Here is a 16,137-nt window from a genome sequence, read left to right as displayed (position 1 = left end):
TCCCGGGCCTCGGACTCGCGCGGCACGAGCCGCTCGGGCCACTGCAGCTACGAACGACTCGCCACCTAGCACACTGCCTAGAGGGCATCCTCCTGAACAGGATCCCGGCATTCCGGGTGATCCGGGTCATCGGCCGGGGCGGCAGCGCGCAGCGCCGCCTCCACCTGGCGGTTGCTCGTCATGGTCGCCGTGACGGCGGTCATGGTGAGGAGAAGGCCGGCGGCGGCGTAGAGCGGGGTGCGTACGTCGTGGGTGGTGGCCAGCCAGCCGCCGAGGAAGGCGCCGAACGGGGCGGCGCACATGGCGAGCATGCGGGAGGTGGAGGCGACACGGCCCATCAGGTGGGCGGGGACGATCGTCTGTCGGAGAGAGGGACCGAGCACCATCGTGGCGCCCATGCCCGCTCCGCAGACGGCGAGCGCGAGGCCGGCGGCGTACGGGTTCGAGGCGACGGCAAGGCCCAGGATGGCCAGTCCCTCGACCGCGGCCGTACAGGTGAGCGCGGTGCCGGTACCCAGCCGTCGACCGAGGAAGGGGGTGATACCCGCACCGAGGAGACCGCCTGTGGCTTCCGCCATGAGGAGCAGGCCGAAGCCGAAGGTGCCGATGCCCAGATGATCGTGCGCGGAGAGGGCGAGTACGGTCTCCACGGCGAGGAAGGCGATGTTGCCGACCGCCGGGCGCAGCGCCGAGCCCGAGCAGCAGCTGGTCCCGGAATACGTAGGAGGCACCGGCCCGCGCCTGCTGCAGCAGCGACTCCCGGGCCTGCGATACGGGCCGGGACACGGCCGGCAGCGACCGTACGAGCAGTGCGGAGAGCGCGAAGGACAGCGCGTCGGCGAGGAGCGGAACCGCCCGGCCGAGCGCGAGCAGGGCACTGCCCGCCGGCGGGCCCGCGAAGCCGGATGCCGCGGTCTGAGTGCCGCGCAGGCGGGAGTTGGCGCGCTCCAGGAGCGCGGGTTCGCGGCCGAGGAGATCCGGCAGATAGGCCGTGGCGGCAGTGTCGAAGAAGAGCGCGCCGAGGCCGAGCAGGAAGGCGACGGCCGCGAGCAGGGGAATGCTCCGCACGTCGAGCGCGGCCGCTGCCGCCGGTATCGCGAGCAGCGCCGCACGCGCCGCGTCCGTGACCCACATCGTGCGGCGACGGTCCCAGCGGTCCACCAGCGCACCGCCGAGCACCCCGAAGAGCAGCCACGGCAGGGTGCCGGCGGCCGTGACGACGGCGAGCGCCATCGGATCGCGCGTCAGCGTCAGAGCGAGGAGCGGCAGAGCCGCGTGCGACACCCCGTGGCCGAGCGAGGACACCGTCTGCGCGGTCCACAGCCGTCCGAAACCGGTGGGCCACTTCTCAGCGGCTGACGTCACTTGGCGCCTCCTTCGACCTGCTCGCGCGGTGCCGGGTGGAACAGTGCGAAGACGAGTGACGCGTCCGGCAGCGACGGGTCGGAGAGTTTCCGGTACTCGTCCGCCAGCGCTTGCAGTCGTGCCCCCAGCTCAGCGAACTGCTCCTCGGTGAGCCGTAGATGTGCCATCCGTACGTGCCGTTCGCCCTCCGCCGGCGCTGCCTCCAGGTCCGCCACCGCATGCCGCATCAGCACATCCGGCCCGCCCTCACCCGGGTCCGGCAGCACGATCGACTGCGCGGCCATTGCGTAGTACCGCTCGGTGACCCCCCGGACCTTCCGCGTTCGTACCACCTTCACCAGGCCGGCCCGTTCGAGCAGCCGCCGGCGTCCCAGGTCTACGACGGCTTCATGGTGCACAGCAACAGCGCGATCGCCTCACCGATCAGCGGCGTGCTCGCAGACGCGCTGCTGATGCCGAACCCGTCCCGGATCAGGACCGACCTGCCGGTGCCGACGTTCGTCGTGCTCACCGAGACCGATGTGTGCCGGGCGCCGCGACGGCACGACAGCCGGACACCGGCAGCGTCGTGCACTGGGAACTGGCCGGCACCGCGCACGGGGACCAGTGGGCCTTCGACCTCGGCAACGCAACCGTGCAGAATTCGGCGGGCTCCGCCGCGCCGTCGCCCGGCTGCGCCGCCGGTTCGGCCCCCTTCAACGACGGGCCCGGCCACTGGGCGATGAACTCGGCGCTGCGCCACCTGGCCACCTGGGCACGGGGCGGTGCGCGGCCGCCGAGCGGTCAGCCGCTGAGCACCGTCCTGCGTGACCCGGCCACCGGCCTGGCCACCGGCGGCGTCCGCCTGCCGGACGTCACGGTGCCCACCCGTACGCTCACCGGCTCGCGCGACACCACCGGCAGCGGGGTCTTCTGCGGCCTGTACGGCGCCCGCGACCCGTGGAACGGCGATGCCGACGCCTGGGACCGCACGACGACGGCGACCCGTCCAACCCCCATTTCCCCGCCACCGCGGAACCGGTGCTCGCCCGGCTCTACCCGACCCACGCCGACTACGTGAGCAAGGTACGCAACGCCGCGCAGACGTCCGTCAGTGCCGGCCATCTGCTCCCGGAAGACGCGACGACAATCATCGCCGCCGCGCAGGACTCGGGCATCGGCGGCTGACCCAGCGGGCCGTGTCACCCGGCCGCGACCCCGCTCCGGATCCACCTCGGCGCGGGGTCGCGGCCGGCAGACCATGAAGCCGTCGGCACATCGAGGACCGCCGCAGGCCCCGGCAGGACAGCTCCCGGCCGGACAGCACCATCCGCCGGAGGACGTCGCCGCGCACGTGGACGGCTTGGGGCAGCCGCCCAGCCGGCAGTTCGGCCACGGTGGACTTCCCCGCCGCCATCACGCCGGTGATCAGGACGACTGCGGAACCCGGCTCGGTGTCCACGGCGGCCCACATGCCGAGGTCCACTCCGCCTGCGCTGCCCGTGGCCTGACCGGGCCGTCCTGCGACCTGCTCGTGACCGCGGCCTGCGGACGGCGCACGAAGGTCCGGCTGCGCCGCGGCCGGACCGCGACCGTGTCGCTGCGCGATGTCGCCCCGTACCCGCTCGACGATGCCGCACTGGGATGTGACACGTTCCCGAACGCACCGCGCTCCGCCGGCATGTCGGACCCGTCGGCCGCGGTGGACGGCGATCACCGCACGTCGTGGACACCGGGATCCGACCGGGCCCGAATGGTCGTGGACCTCGGCTCGGCGCTCCCCGTCGGGAGGATCCTCGCGGAGTGGACGACGAGCAGGGTGCCGGGGGCGACGGTCGAGTTCAGCGACGACGGCGTCACCTACCGCTCCGGCGGAACACTGCGGGGCCGCACCACCACGACCGGCCTCACGGCCGGCATCACTGCACGCTACGTGGCGCTCGACGTCACGGGCTGGCGCAGCGGGTACGCACGCCTCAGGGCCCTTTCCGTATTCCCCCGGTAAGGCCGCCGGTGCGGCGGGTTCGTGAGGTGTCGGTGCGGTAGAAACGTTCGAACACGCGCTCGGCCTGTTCCGGAGGCCGGGCCCTGGTCCGTGACGTCGAGGAGCACGGCAGGTGGCTGGCCGGGGCGACCGGGTCCGAGTTCGATCGAGACGGGGGTGCCCGGTGGGGTGTGTGTGAGGGCGTTGCCGGTCAGATTGGACAGCACCTGGCGCAGCCGGAGTTCATCGCCGGTGACGGCGTAGGAGCCTCTGTCGTCCACCGCGAGCCGGATCTCACGCTCGGGGGCGAGCAGGCGGGCATCGCGTACCGCGTCGACGGCCAGGGCGAGCACATCGACCGGCTGCCGTTCCAGAGGGCGCTGCTGGTCCAGCCGGGCGAGCAGCAGCAGGTCTTCCACCAGTGTGCCCATGCGGTCGGCTTGGTCTCCCACGGTGGACAGGACGGCCGCCGTCTGCGACGGACCGGCCCGGCTGATGCCGGGTGTCCGCACGCTGGGGAGTGCGGGCGCGGGCCGTCGCGAGTGGTACGGGGCCGGGGACCTGCACCGTGTTCGTGCGGCAACCGCAATGCTGGGCGGACGGAATCTCGGCGGACTCGCTCCCGTCTACCCGCCGGTCACCTTCGGCTTCGGGTCGGCGCCCCGTGCCCCGTCGGTCGTCCGAATCATCTCCACCGTGGAGGTCGCCGGGGCCCCGGGCCACGGGGACACCTCCATGGACTGACGGTCCCCGCGCCGGCGCCCGTACCCCGCCACCGGGACAACCCCTCGAAGCCCACGCCCTGCTCAACGAGCCACGTGAGCAAGGCGGTATGCGGGCCTGCGACCGACCTGTCGGAGCCCAGTCGTCCGGGCCCGAACACGTGGGTTAGCCTTGCCGACGCAATCCGACACGGGGTGCCCCGACCAGCGGGGCTGAGATCACACCCGTCGAACCTGAACCAGTTAGCACTGGCGGAGGGATGTCATTCATGTCATTTCCACATGCTCCGAGCGGCCCGGCAGCCACTGACCGCCGGGCTGTCCTCGACGGGCGGACGCCCCCCGCCGCCGGTGATCTGCGCATCGAGACCCGCGGGATCGCCCCGGTCCCCGAATCGCACCGCTACGGCACTCCCGGGCGGCTGTTCACCGTGTGGTTCGCTCCGAACCTCACCATGACGGGCGTCTTCACCGGCACGATCGGCATCGTCCTCGGGCTGGACTTCACCACCGCCCTGGTGGCTGTGGTGCTCGGCACGCTCGTTGGCGCCGTGCCCACCGCGTACCTCGGGACCTGGGGCAGTCTCACGGGGACAGGACAACTGCCGCTCGCGCGGCTCGCTTTCGGCCGGGCCGTTGCCGTTCCGGGCGTGCTGCAGTGGCTGTCATCGGTCGCGTGGGACGCGCTCATCGGCCTCTTCGGCGGGGATGCGCTGGCTCAACTGTGCGGATGGCCGTTCTGGCTGGGCGTACTCGTGATGATGGTGGGGCAGGGCGTACTCGGTGTGTTCGGCTACGAGGCGATCCACCGACTGCAGAAGATCATGACCTTCGTGCTGGCCGCGGCCTTCGTCGCGCTGGCCGTCAAGCTCCTCGACGGCGTCCACCCCACCACCAGCGGGTCGGTGCACGGCGCCGACCGCGCCGGCGCCTTCGTGCTCACCAGCACCATCGCACTCAGCCTCGCACTCTCCTGGGCTCCGTACGCCAGCGACTTCAGCCGGTACCTGCCACGGTCCGCCTCCCGCCCCCGCATGTTCTGGTACACGCTTCTCGGCGTCACGGTCTCCTTCGTAGCCGTGCAGGCGCTCGGCCTGTGGGGAGCATCCGCCTTCACCGACCAGACCGCGAAGGGCGTCGATGAACTGCTGGGAGGCGGCACGCTCGGCGCGTTCGGCCTGCTTGCGGTCGCGCTTGCGGCGCTGTGCAGCAATGCGATGAACGACTACAGCGGCTCTCTGGCCCTTCAGACCGTCGGAGTGCCCATCCCACGGCCGCTGGCCGCGGCCCTCTCTGCCGTACTCGGCTTCCCGCTGGTGCTGTGGATGCACGCCGCGGACACCACGGCCCGCTTCCAGAACGTGTTGCTGTTCGTCGGTTACTGGATCCCCGGATTCGTGGCGGTCGTAGCCGTCGACTGGTTCGCACGCACGAGGGACAGGGGCGGAGCTTCGTTCGAGCCGGCTGCCGAGAGCGACCGCCCGCAGCCGTGGTGGCCCGCACTCGCGGCATTCGTCGTCGCCTTCGGCGCGGCGGTTCCGTTCATGGACACGAGCCTGTACGTAGGGCCGGTGGCCGCGGCACTCCACGGCGCGGACCTTGCCTACTACGTCGCGTTCGTCGCGGCGCTCGCCGTCTACGCACCTTTGCGGCTACGACGCCGGCCAGCCGGCCGCTGACCGGTGGGGTCGCGGGGGTGGTGTACGCCGGCGCTCCGGACACGGGATGATCGCGGGCATGATGATTGCTCATGAGGGCTGCTCGCCGACGGTCCACCCCACGGCCTATGTCGCTCCGACCGCCACGCTGTGCGGGGATGTGCGGGTGGGCGCCGGGTGCCGGGTGCTGTTCGGTGCGGTGCTCACCGCCGAGGGCGGTCCGGTGGAGGTCGGCGAGGGAAGCATCGTGATGGAGAACTCGGTCCTGCGGGGTACCCGACGGGACCCGCTGGTTCTGGGGCGGCAGGTGCTGGTGGGCCCCACCTCCTATTTGACCGGTTGCCGGGTCGAGGACGAGGTCTTCCTGGCCACCGGCAGCCGCGTCTTCAACGGCGCACGGATCGGGACCCGTTCCGAGGTGCGGATCAACGGCGTCGTGCATCTGCGCACCGTACTGCCGGCCGACTCGATGGTGCCGATCGGCTGGGTCGCTGTCGGTGACCCGGTGCGCATCCTCCCGACGGAGGACCACGACGGAATCTGGGCGGTACAGAAGGACCTGGACTTCCCCGGTCACGTCTTCGGCCTCGACCGCCCGGCCGACGGCGAGAGCCTGATGCCGGCGATCTCGGAACGTTTCGGCCGCAGCCTCGGCCGTCACAGCGACGACCGGCAGATCTGAGCCCCGCGGGAGGGTTTCCGGCCTGCCGTCCACCGCGCGGCCTCACCGGGCTGGCCCCGATCGTGGCCCTGCGGCGCCATATCAAGGGGACGGACGCATTGGCTCCGGCACGGGCAACGCTCAGGCGTTCACTCGCGGAACGCTCTCGTTCCAGGTCCGGGAGAAGCCCCTGCGACCGTCCTCGTAGCCGTCCACGTGGCATCGACATGGAGATCGGTCTCGTCCGATGTCAGGATCGTGCGGGTCTCCACCCGGACGTCCCATCCGGGGCGCCTGAACCGCATGGTCCAGGCCGACTCACCGCTCGCCGATCCGAAGTCGTCGGCGACGGAGGTGTACTTCGCGCAGCCCTCGGTCCGACCTCGATCCCGTTCTCCTCGTACCACTCGATCTCGGCGACCGTCACAGGCAGGGCCCACAGAATGCGGGCGTGTCCGCTGGGCAGCGGACAGTGCTCAAGGTCAGTCCATGAAGATGGGGCAGGCTGATCAGCAGGCAAGACCATGACCGTCCTTCTCCCCACACCCGGCGATCACCTAGGCAAGAACGAGAACCCGCAGGCCGGGCACAGCCTCGCACCGGGCCGGCCCAAAGTCGCCGACAAGGACCTCTACGGAATGCCCCCCGAAGAACGCCCGGACATGTGGCTCAACGGCCGATGTGCCCGGCGATCTGTCGGCAGCTTGCCGCCCAGAGGGCCGTAACCATCGTCCGGCTGCCCCTGCTCAACGAGGCCGCCCGGGCCGAGGCCCGGCTGCGGATGCGCGAACTCGCGGAGGCAGAGGTACCCGCACTGCTGTTCCTCGACCGGCTCGCCTGCCTGACGCTGGAACGGCGGGCCGGCGGCGGTGAGGGGCGCCCACCGCCGCCCTGACCGGGGTCAGCCCGAGATGCTCGCCCGGCCGTTCTCGATGTGCCCCATCAGCCGGCGCCGGAAGGCGTCGTCCCCCTCGACGGTGACGTCCAGGTCGTACCAGCCGTGCGCGTCGGCCGCCGAGTGCACCACTGTGCGGCTGCGCCCCGGCTTGACCTTGACGGTCCTGGTCCACTCGCGCAGGTCCGCCTCGTCGACGTATCCACGCGGCCTCACGTTGAAGGCGAGCGTCGTCCGCCCCGTGTTGCGCAGCGTGAGATGCAGATCGCGCTCCCCGGCGTCGACCCGCGACGCGACCTCGGCCGGGGCACCGTCCTTCGCGGACCCGGCGAACTCGCGGCGGAAGCCGTTCGGCCCCGTCACCGTGAACCGGTACACCGCGCCGGTGACGGGCACCGTCCACTGCGTCGTGCCCTTCACGTCCCGGTGCTGCGGTACGGGGAACTCGCCCGCGTACGGATACAGCGCGAAGTGCGCCGACGAGCTCCCCGTGTTGCTGAGGGTCACGCGCACAGCGCCGTCCACCACCTTCGCCTGCGCGTCCGGCTGGTACGGCAGTGCACGGGCCGGACGTGCGCCCGGCTCCTGCACGGGCATGTGCTGCACGAGCGGCGGCCTCGGCGACCAGCGGCCGCTGAACGGCGGAATGGCGCCCGGCTGCTCCACCTCCGGTCGGCGACGTCCTCGCGAGAAGTCGAAAGCGGAGGTCAGGTCGCCGGTGACGGTGCGCCGCCAGTCGCCGATGTTCGGTTCCTTCACCCCGGTCCAGCGCTCCAGGAAGCGGATCACGGAGGTGTGGTCGAAGACCTCGGAGCAGACGTAGCCGCCGATGGTCCATGGCGACACGACGAGCATCGGCACTCGCATGCCGAGACCGGTGGGCTTGCCCTCCCACTGCTCCTCGGTCACCTCGGGCGAGGCGACCGGCGGCGGCACGTGGTCGAAGAAGCCGTCGTTCTCGTCGTAGTTGATGATGACGGCGGTGTGCCGCCACACGTCGGGGTGCTTGCCCAGCGCGTCCAGGACCTTGTAGACGATCGTCGCGCTGTGGATCGGCGAGGAGACGCTCGGGTGCTCCGAGTCGACGGCGGAGGGCACCAGATAGGAGACCTCCGGCAGCGTGCCCGCGGCCACGTCCTTGGCGAACTCGTCGGCCAGCGTTCCGGTCTCCAGCCGGCGCAACGCCCTCTCGAAGAGACGGCGTTCGGTCCTGTCCAGGGTCGCGACGCCCTCCTCCAGCAGGCCGAACAGCCGCTCCCGCTCGGCTGCGTCCGCGTCCCGCACGGCGGAGTAGAACGACTCCATGTACGTGTGCCCGCCGGTCTTCGCCAGCGCCTTGCGCGCGATGGCCTTGAAGGTGGCGAAGAACTCGATCTGGTTGTCGGTGAAGTTCTCCCACTCGGTGTAGGTGCGCCAGCTGCGCCCGGCCTTCTCCAGCCGCTCCGCGTAGGTGCCCCAGTCGTATCCGGGGTGGGCGCCCTCGTCGTACGCGTCGTTGCCGACGGCCCGCTTGCCGTTCGGCTCGTTGCCCGTCTTCCCACTCCACAGGTGGTTGCGGTTGGGGCTGGTCGAGGAGTGAATGGAGGAGTGGTAGGCGTCGCAGACCGTGAAGGTGTCGGCCAGCTCGTAGTGCAGCGGGATGTCACGGCGGTCGTAGTACGCCATGGTGGCGGCCGTCTTCGCGGATACCCAGCCGTTCATCCACCCACCGGCCCACGCCTTGCCGCCGCCGCTCCAGGAGTGGTCGAGCGCACCGATGTACTGGAGGTCCTTCTGCTGCGTCTCGGCGGCGCCGCGCACCGGGAACGGCAGAACGGAGGTGCCCAGCGGTGCGGGCTGCTCGAAGACCGGCTTGCCCGAGGGCAGCTCGACGGCGTTGCGGTCACCGAAGCCGCGTACGCCCCGGAGCGTCCCGAAGTAGTGGTCGAAGGAACGGTTCTCCTGCATCAGGATCACCACGTGCTTGATGGCTCCGAGCCCGTCACGACCTCCGGACCCCGCCGAATGTGCCGGCTGCGCGGCTATCGCGGCCTGCAGCGAAGGCGGCAGCAGCGACCCCGCCGCCGCAGCGCCGAGCGCACCGCCGCCGAGCGCGAAGAGCCGTCGCCGTGAAATATCCGTGGTCAAGTTGAGCCTCCCGAGTTCTGTCGTACAGCCGGGAAGCTAATCAAGCCGGATGGCGCGGGGAAGGATTTCGTACGGCTTCGCGGTGAACCTCCAACAGGTCGTCCGGGAAAGCCCAACCGCCCAGCACGCACCCCAGCAGACCCGCCCCGCCCGTCCGCATCACTCGCCGACGAGCTGGCCCAGCCGGCCAGCCTGCGAGACCGGGGGATCCCGGCCCCTACCGAGTTCGAGCAGCAGAGAGTGGGCCGGCTCGGCCTGTGACGCCCCCGCAATCGGCGGCATCGGGCCTGTCCGGCGCCCATATCGCTGCTGCTCCGCTGGTGGAGGCCAGGCTCCGCGCGAGGCGGTCGGCACTTCCGGTCTCAGCAGGCGACCTCGGCCGCCCACAGGACTCTCACAGGAAAGTCACCCCGCCTCGCACAATGGGTACTGGCCGGGCGAACTCGGCCCCGGCTACAGCAACCAACTCTCGCGCAACAGTGGTGAGGAAATTTTCGAGCTGTACTACGAGACCCAGAACCCGAAGGTTCCGCCTCCGCAATTCGCCCTCTATCGCGACGGCAGGTTCGCATCTGGATTCCACATGTACATGCACACGTGGTCGCACGAGGTCTCCGGCCCGGACGCCGCTCTCATCCAAGCTGACATCGAAACGGCCGCAATCCACGACGAAGACAGACGCGAGATTGCCCACCTCAAATCCCTGACTGTCATTGCGAACCGGTTCACGCTCACCCTGCCCAAGGACCAGATTCTGCACAACTCACTGTCTGCGGGGTTGGTGCACGGGCACACCATGTCAGCCTAATCCGCCAGCGGACATCGGTTGCGGGAGCTGGCCCAGTCGCCCGGCGTGAAGACGCCGGAGGAGCACCTCCAGGTCCTTCGGGACCTCCTGATCAGGGCCGGGCCCAGTCCTTCAGGGCCAGGCCGGAAGAAGAGGAACAGCTCAGGCGCACCCTTTCTCAGGCCATGTTCGGAGCCAGACAGCGGGGACTGCGAGTCCCAGCGTGAGGCAGTCAGCCGGGCGAGCGGCGACGGGTGCGCAGCGCCAGTACCAGGCAAACCATGGTCGCGGCAATAGCGAGTGCGGCAGGCAACCGTGCCCATGAGGTGCTCGCGACCGGCGCCTGGGCGGCAAGCAGGACCACCGCCGTCGCGGCGGCGGCCGCCAGCGCGGGTGTGGCCTGCGGCTGGCCGGGCGGGGCGTTGACACCGACTGTCCACGCGTCTGTGACGAGCAGGTAGGCGAGGAGCAGGGCTGCGATGCAGACGACCAGCCAGACCGCTGGGCCGGTGGCCGCCGCGACCACGATCGCCGCAGCCGGCAGCACGGTCGTCCTGCGACGGGCCACGGCGGTCCGCCAGTGCATGGAAGTCAGAACGGGACGCGCGTCGACCATCGGAGCAGCCCACCACGCGGCCGCTGCCGCCCCGAGCACCATCACCCTGACCGGCAGCGGTGCGTGCAGGGCGGTCGGTGGGTCGAAGGCGGCGACGGCGAGTGCCGTTCCGAGCAGTCGGTCAGTGATGCGGGAGGTGAGACGTGTGATGAGCCTGGCGGCTCGGCTGCCGACGGAGCGCGGGCCCGGTCGGGCGAGGGCGGCCGTCATCTGGTCCCTCCGTGGATGCTGGTGCGCAGCAGCGGCGCAAGGGCGAGGTCAAGGGTCTCGCCGGCCCGGTGGGCGACGACCGCGATCCCACGTTCCACGAGGGCGAAGCGCATCGCGTCTCGGTCGGCCCGCCACAACCGCAGCGCGAGTTCGCCCTCGGCGTCGCCAGGTTCCACAACCGGGTCGCTTGTGGGGATCTCGACGACAACCATCGGGTTTGCCCGCCGGCGCACCTGGTGCAGGACGTCAAAAATCCGCTGGTCGGTCAGTGGCGTGATGACGTACACCAGCGCTCCTGCGGGCAACGCGGGAGGCGGGAGCAGACTGAGGCCCTCCGTGCGGTACGCGCGGTCCTTGCGGACCTCCAGTACGCTCTCGACGATGCGGTAGAAGTACCCCTGACCGCTGCCCGGTTGCAGCCAGTGGGTCGGGCCACCGACCGACACGACGCCCACCCGGTCGTGGGTGCGCAGGTAGGCGCGGACCAACCCGGCAGCTGCCCGGAAGCCCTCGTCGAGCGAGGAAGTGCCGGTGACCGGGTCGACCACGTCGGTGAGCACGTCCAGCAGCACCACGGTGTCGGCGGTGCGCTCTGCGGCGAATTGGTGGACCTGCAGGGTGCCGCGGCGGGTGGTGGCCGGCCAGTGGATCCGGCGCTGTCGCTCGCCGCGCGCGTATGGGTGCACGCCGGTGACCTCGACGCCCTCGCCGCGCTGCACGGCGGTGTGCTCGCCGAGTCGTTGCGGCAGCCGGACCGGGACGGGCGTGAGGCCGGCGTGTTCGGCCACTGGGAAAACGACGATCTCGCCGAGCTCGGCCCGCACGGTGCGGCGGGCCAGCCCGCCGCGGTCGTAGACGTCGACGTCGACCGTGCCGAGCGTCCAACGGCCCCAGCGCTGCGCGGTCAGGACGAGATCGACGCGGTGCGGGCTGACCGCAAGGTGGTCAAGCCGGATCCCGTGGCCGAGTGTGACGCCGGGGTCCAGGCGGCCGGTCTCACCGTCGTAGGCCAGCGCTATCCGTACCGTCACCTGCTCGCCCTCGAAGCACCGCCGCGGCTCCACCTCGGCCTCGGCCGTCACCGCGCCCGGGCGCGGCCCGCTCGGCAAAGCGAGGGCGAGCAGCACCAGCGGTGCGGCGGCCAGAGCAAGCACCCAGGGGCGCGCAGTAACCAGAGCGGCAGCCATCGCGACAACGGCCAACGTGCCCAGTCGCAGCGCCCGTTCACCAGTGCGCCAGCCGGGCGGGGGCGGGGGCGGCGGTTCAGCGGTCACGTCCTGGCGGCCGTTCAGGGCCCGTTGGGCGGCGACTGCCGCTCTACGGGAAGGCTCTGGCTCTGTCATGACACGACCGGCGTGCGCGGCAGGGTCTGTGGGGCGGCCACGGACTGCATGATCTCGCGGATCACATCGTCGCTGTCGATCTGCCGGACCCAAAGCTCCGGCTTGAGGGTGACGCGGTGCGCCAGGGCCGGCACCGCCACGGACTTGACGTCCTCCGGAGTCACGTAGTCCCGCAGGTCCAGAACGGCACGGGCACGGGCGAGCTGCACCAGGGCCAGGCCGCCACGCGGAGAGGCACCGACCTGAATGTGCGGGTGGGCCCGGGTCGCGCCGACCAGCGCGACGACGTAGTCCAGCACGTCGTCGTCCACCTCGACGCGTTCGACGGCGGCCCGCATGGCCAGGACCTCGTCCGGCCCGCTGAGCGTGCGCAGCACAGCCTCGGGCCCCGCCCGATCGACACGCGCGCGCAGCATGCCGGTCTCCTGGAACGCCGTCAGATAGCCCATCCTCACCCGCAGCAGGAACCGGTCGAGCTGGGCCTCGGGCAGGGTATATGTGCCCTCGTATTCGATGGGGTTGGCCGTGGCAACGACCACGAACGGCTCCGGCAGCGGTCGGGTGCATCCGTCAATGGACACCTGGGACTCGGCCATCGCCTCCAGCAGCGCGGCTTGGGTCTTGGGTGGAGTGCGGTTGATCTCGTCGGCGAGCAGCAGGTGGGTGAAGACCGGTCCGGGCCGAAACACCATGTCGGCGTTGCGCTGGTCGTAGAACGGAGCGCCGGTGACGTCGGAGGGCAGCAGGTCAGGGGTGAACTGTATGCGGCGGAAGTCCAGGCCGAGGGTAGCGGCGAAGGAGCGGGCCAGCAGTGTCTTCCCGAGTCCCGGCAGGTCTTCGATGAGGACGTGGCCGCCGGCGAGTATGCCGAGCATCACCAGCGCCAGCGGTTCCGTCTTGCCGACCACGGCTGTGCGGATCTCGTCGAGCACGGCTGCGGCCCGTTCGCCCGCCTGCCGAGGAGTCAGGATGTCTTGGTCCGGGGTGGGCTGTGGGCTGGTCACGATCGGATCCTCACGGGGCGGGGTCAGGTTGTGCGGGTTACGGAGTCGACCGCAGCGCCGCTGGACCACAGGGCATCCAGGCGGTCGAGCAGGGAACGCAGGACGGGCTCGGGGAGAGTGGGCTGCGGAGCGGTCGCTTCAGGATCGATCCACGGCCACAGCTCAGTGCCGACCAGCGCCCGGGCCCGCTGCGGGTTCCGGTACATCTCAACGCCGTGTCGTTCGGCCAGCCGGGCGGCGAACAGCCGCTGCAGCTGCGGACGCATGACGGTACGGAAGTGCACTTCGCTGTCATCTGCGAAGGTCTTGGCCACGATGCGCTGCCACCCGCCGAGCGCCGGGGCCCGCCTGCCCAGCAGGCGCACCGGCTTGCGGTAGCCGTTGTCCTGGGCAGCACCGCCCACGGAATAGCGCCCCAGGACCAGCGCAACAGCGGTGATGAGGGTGAGCCCGGTGGCGGCAGCTGCGGCACCATTGGCCAGGGCGATCAGCACTCCGGTCGCGACCGCGACAGTGCCCAGGACGGCCAGCGAGTGCTGTATCGAACCGGGCTCCCGCAGCACGGAGTTGACGAGGGACCGGGTCCGTGTGAGTGCCTTCACGAGGCACCCGCCACGGCTTCTGGACCAGACGCCCGCGAGAGCAGACCATCAGCGATCTCGGCGAGCGCGGCCGCGGCCCGGTCTCGGTGGCTGCCGTCCATCGGGTGCGTGGAGTAACGGGCCTCGCGGAACAGGGCAGTGAGATCGGCGGCGGCTGCCCCCACAGGCAGACCGCTGGCGGCGGCCCGTTCCAGCAGGTCCTGCGGGCTGTCCGAGGCGCGCCGGGCCACGCCGGAGTCGGCGAGCGACTCCTCCATGGCGACATAGCAGGCAATGACGGCTGCGCGGGTGTCGGTTCCGTCCAGCAGGGCGCGGCGCCCGGAGTCCACGGCCTGGGCCAGGCGTTCCTGCTCGTCATCGAGCGTCGTGTACGTCGCCGCGGCCTCGGACTCCGGCGGCCGAGTCAGATTCCGCCACAGGTGCAGCCCGGCGAACACGACGGCCACTGCGAGCAGGACGATGCCGAGAACCAGCAGGATGCGCATCGGCCCGAAGTGCGTGCTGTGGCCACTGTGCCCGGCATCTGGAACGGGCGGCGGCGGGGTGCGTACCGGTTCCTGCCGCGCAGAGGGAAACGGGGACGGCCCGTGGTCGGCCCCGTGGCTGCCGCCCGACGAACCGAACCGGTGGAGGCCCAAGATGAGCAGCGGGAGGACCAGTGGTGCGGCCAGCAGGACGCGGCTCACACCATCCGTCAACCGCCGTTCCACCGGGCTGAGTTCCTTGTCGACGCCGACTTTCTCCAGATACTTCCCACGCAACGCGAAACCGCCGAGGACTGACAGCAAGGCAAGGACGACTACGAGGACGGGGTTGCCGCCAAGCGGCCCGCGGCCCTTGACGAACAGCCCCGTGTCGGGCGGCAGCAACATTGCTCCCAGGGCAGTTCCACCCACGACCAGTACCGTCAACGAGGCCTGTGCGGCCCCGATCGAGCCGTGCAGCCGTCGCCCGTCCGCCGTACGCACCCGCCCCACTCCGCACCCCCCTCTGCGAACCGGTAGCTTGGCACACGGGTCGCCGGCGTGTCAGCACGGGGTTACCAGCGGAGGCGGAGCGGGGCCACCTTCTGGCCTTGCAGGGCCAGCTGGCGTTGTCGGACGAGACGGTCGTGATGCTCTGCTTGTTGTTCCAAGGCGTCGAGCTGCTTGTGTGCTGCGCGGTGTGCTTCCTGGTAAGCGGCGAGGTCGGGTTCGGCGTGTTCTCTGTCCCGGAAGGCCGCCAGTTCCTTCTCCGCGATGGCTGCAGCGGTGGCTGCTTCTTCCTCATGGGCGGTGGCTTTGGTGTGCAGGGCGGTTGCCCGGGCGAGGGCAGGGCCGGTGAGGGGGGTGGAGTCGGGAGGCGAGGGGCGCGCCCTGTTCGGGATCGAGATCTGTTCCGGCTTCCTGCTGAGTGCGTTCCGCCAGGCGCAGGACGTCGTTGCGTGCCTGGTCGCGTTGTTTGGCGAGGGTGTTCTTGCGTGCTGCCAGCCCGTCCTCGACGGATCCGAAGCGGTGGGTGTGGAAGAGTCTGCCGCAGTTCTTGGCGGTCGGAAGCGCTTGCCCGCAGGAATTTGGTGAACTCGTTCTGTGGCAGGTGTCGACGTGCACCAGCTCGCCTGGGCGGCTGCGTTCGTAGCGGCGTATCGGCTCGCCGGTCGGCCGGTCCAGCCAGCCCAGACGGTTCAGGCCGTGACGGGTCAGGATCCGGTGCACCGTGGAGGCTGGCAGACCGATGATCGGGCCGATCCTGGCGGGGCCGAGCTTGTGGTCCTGGCGCAGATCGCAGACAGCGGCTTCCGTCTCAGGAGCCGTACGGTGCGCGGTCGACTCAAGCGGTCGAACAGCCCCGGGTCGCCCTCGGCCTGCCACCGTCGCACCCACTTGTAGACGGTCGCCCGCGATATCCCCATCTCTGCGGCCACACGAGCGACCGGACGGCCGGAACAGACACGTTGGATCAACAGCCGCCTGCCATGAACAGTAAGCCGGGCATTACGCTGGGACACGGTGACCTCCGCGCGGTGAAGTCCTACACAGCTCCCCCACACCGGAGGTCTTCGTCATGTTCAGGACCTGCCGAGTGTCAATGACGCTCGTGATCAATACAGCTAGTGTCGTGCGCCGGAAATCCTGGCGTTAAGTTGCTACGGTTTCAGGATGTCGTTTTCGGGACGCTCTTCCGTCGAGTTCGTGTTGACCGCTG

The 16,137-nt window shown here is 70.5% G+C and carries 13 protein-coding genes, 7 pseudogenes and 1 riboswitch; of the genes and pseudogenes, 8 read left to right on the top strand and 12 right to left on the bottom strand.

Annotated elements, in window-relative coordinates:
- Positions 1–77: 77 nt before the first annotated feature.
- Together ACIBJG_RS33955 and ACIBJG_RS33950 are read right to left on the bottom strand one after the other, a co-directional pair.
- Positions 78–1,365: pseudogene (locus ACIBJG_RS33955) on the bottom strand (MFS transporter).
- Positions 1,362–1,727 (bottom strand): annotated as a pseudogene (locus ACIBJG_RS33950) (transcriptional regulator); the annotation flags it as partial. The pseudogenes ACIBJG_RS33950 and ACIBJG_RS33955, both read right to left, overlap by 4 nt.
- Positions 1,728–1,754: 27 nt before the next feature.
- Here ACIBJG_RS33950 and ACIBJG_RS33945 point away from each other — a divergent pair.
- The 3 genes and pseudogenes from ACIBJG_RS33945 to ACIBJG_RS33935 all read left to right on the top strand — a co-directional run.
- Positions 1,755–1,844, top strand: a pseudogene (locus ACIBJG_RS33945) (hypothetical protein); the annotation flags it as partial.
- Between the two features lie 44 nt (positions 1,845–1,888).
- Entirely contained in the window at positions 1,889–2,425 is a 537-nt protein-coding gene (locus ACIBJG_RS33940) for an alpha/beta hydrolase domain-containing protein (RefSeq protein WP_399313532.1), read from the top strand.
- Positions 2,422–2,532, top strand: a complete 111-nt coding sequence (locus tag ACIBJG_RS33935) for a hypothetical protein (RefSeq protein ID WP_399313530.1) — start codon at positions 2,422–2,424, stop codon at positions 2,530–2,532. Before ACIBJG_RS33940 ends, ACIBJG_RS33935 begins: the two co-directional genes overlap by 4 nt.
- A gap of 124 nt (positions 2,533–2,656) precedes the next feature.
- On the opposite strand, the pseudogene ACIBJG_RS33930 reads toward ACIBJG_RS33935, so the two are convergent.
- Positions 2,657–2,818 (bottom strand): annotated as a pseudogene (locus ACIBJG_RS33930) (phosphotransferase); the annotation flags it as partial.
- A gap of 207 nt (positions 2,819–3,025) precedes the next feature.
- Between ACIBJG_RS33930 and ACIBJG_RS33925 the strand changes: the two are divergent.
- Positions 3,026–3,349, top strand: a complete 324-nt coding sequence (locus ACIBJG_RS33925) for a discoidin domain-containing protein (protein ID WP_399313619.1) — start codon at positions 3,026–3,028, stop codon at positions 3,347–3,349.
- On the opposite strand, the gene ACIBJG_RS33920 is transcribed toward ACIBJG_RS33925, so the two are convergent.
- Positions 3,274–3,759 carry an ATP-binding protein gene (locus tag ACIBJG_RS33920; protein WP_399313528.1) on the bottom strand — a complete coding sequence of 162 codons (486 nt, stop codon included), beginning with the start codon at positions 3,757–3,759 and terminating at the stop codon, positions 3,274–3,276. The genes ACIBJG_RS33925 and ACIBJG_RS33920 overlap by 76 nt on opposite strands.
- Positions 3,760–3,793: 34 nt before the next feature.
- Between ACIBJG_RS33920 and ACIBJG_RS33915 the strand changes: the two are divergent.
- The 3 genes and pseudogenes from ACIBJG_RS33915 to ACIBJG_RS33905 all read left to right on the top strand — a co-directional run.
- Positions 3,794–4,072: pseudogene (locus ACIBJG_RS33915) on the top strand (hypothetical protein); the annotation flags it as partial.
- A gap of 159 nt (positions 4,073–4,231) precedes the next feature.
- Positions 4,232–4,328, top strand: a riboswitch (TPP riboswitch).
- Positions 4,311–5,729: a purine-cytosine permease family protein gene (locus ACIBJG_RS33910; RefSeq protein ID WP_399313526.1), complete on the top strand. Its 1,419-nt coding sequence runs from the start codon at positions 4,311–4,313 to the stop codon at positions 5,727–5,729. Its footprint overlaps the riboswitch before it by 18 nt.
- Positions 5,730–5,787: 58 nt before the next feature.
- Positions 5,788–6,390, top strand: coding sequence for a gamma carbonic anhydrase family protein (locus ACIBJG_RS33905; protein WP_399313523.1), 603 nt, complete (start codon positions 5,788–5,790; stop codon positions 6,388–6,390).
- A gap of 120 nt (positions 6,391–6,510) precedes the next feature.
- On the opposite strand, the pseudogene ACIBJG_RS33900 reads toward ACIBJG_RS33905, so the two are convergent.
- A pseudogene (locus ACIBJG_RS33900) lies at positions 6,511–6,769 on the bottom strand (peptidase S15); the annotation flags it as partial.
- Positions 6,770–7,033: 264 nt separating this feature from the next.
- Here ACIBJG_RS33900 and ACIBJG_RS33895 point away from each other — a divergent pair.
- Positions 7,034–7,264, top strand: a complete 231-nt coding sequence (locus tag ACIBJG_RS33895) for a hypothetical protein (RefSeq protein WP_399313521.1) — start codon at positions 7,034–7,036, stop codon at positions 7,262–7,264.
- 6 nt (positions 7,265–7,270) lie between these two features.
- Here the strand turns inward: ACIBJG_RS33895 and ACIBJG_RS33890 are convergent, their stop codons facing one another.
- The 7 genes and pseudogenes from ACIBJG_RS33890 to ACIBJG_RS33860 form a co-directional block, all read right to left on the bottom strand.
- Positions 7,271–9,391 (bottom strand): phosphocholine-specific phospholipase C, encoded by a 2,121-nt coding sequence (locus ACIBJG_RS33890; RefSeq protein ID WP_399313520.1) that lies wholly within the window; start codon positions 9,389–9,391, stop codon positions 7,271–7,273.
- A 1,019-nt stretch (positions 9,392–10,410) separates the two neighbouring features.
- The gene (locus ACIBJG_RS33885; RefSeq protein ID WP_399313518.1) at positions 10,411–11,004 is read right to left on the bottom strand and encodes a hypothetical protein; all 594 of its coding nucleotides are present in this window, start codon (positions 11,002–11,004) and stop codon (positions 10,411–10,413) included.
- On the bottom strand, positions 11,001–12,347 hold the full coding sequence (locus tag ACIBJG_RS33880) for a DUF58 domain-containing protein (RefSeq protein ID WP_399313517.1): 1,347 nt from the start codon (positions 12,345–12,347) through the stop codon (positions 11,001–11,003). Before ACIBJG_RS33880 ends, ACIBJG_RS33885 begins: the two co-directional genes overlap by 4 nt.
- Positions 12,344–13,351, bottom strand: a complete 1,008-nt coding sequence (locus ACIBJG_RS33875) for an AAA family ATPase (protein WP_399313515.1) — start codon at positions 13,349–13,351, stop codon at positions 12,344–12,346. Before ACIBJG_RS33875 ends, ACIBJG_RS33880 begins: the two co-directional genes overlap by 4 nt.
- A 23-nt stretch (positions 13,352–13,374) precedes the next feature.
- Entirely contained in the window at positions 13,375–13,953 is a 579-nt protein-coding gene (locus tag ACIBJG_RS33870) for a hypothetical protein (RefSeq protein WP_399313513.1), read from the bottom strand.
- The gene (locus ACIBJG_RS33865; protein WP_399313511.1) at positions 13,950–14,825 is read right to left on the bottom strand and encodes a DUF4129 domain-containing protein; all 876 of its coding nucleotides are present in this window, start codon (positions 14,823–14,825) and stop codon (positions 13,950–13,952) included. The genes ACIBJG_RS33870 and ACIBJG_RS33865 overlap by 4 nt, the downstream gene beginning before the upstream one ends.
- A 660-nt stretch (positions 14,826–15,485) precedes the next feature.
- A pseudogene (locus ACIBJG_RS33860) lies at positions 15,486–15,940 on the bottom strand (helix-turn-helix domain-containing protein); the annotation flags it as partial.
- Positions 15,941–16,137: the final 197 nt, after the last annotated feature.

Source organism: Streptomyces sp. NPDC050422, assembly GCF_044458665.1.
Classification (GTDB): domain Bacteria; phylum Actinomycetota; class Actinomycetes; order Streptomycetales; family Streptomycetaceae; genus Streptomyces.
The sequence above is the reverse complement of the archived record's forward strand: the minus strand, read 5'-3'. Positions and strand labels throughout refer to the sequence as shown.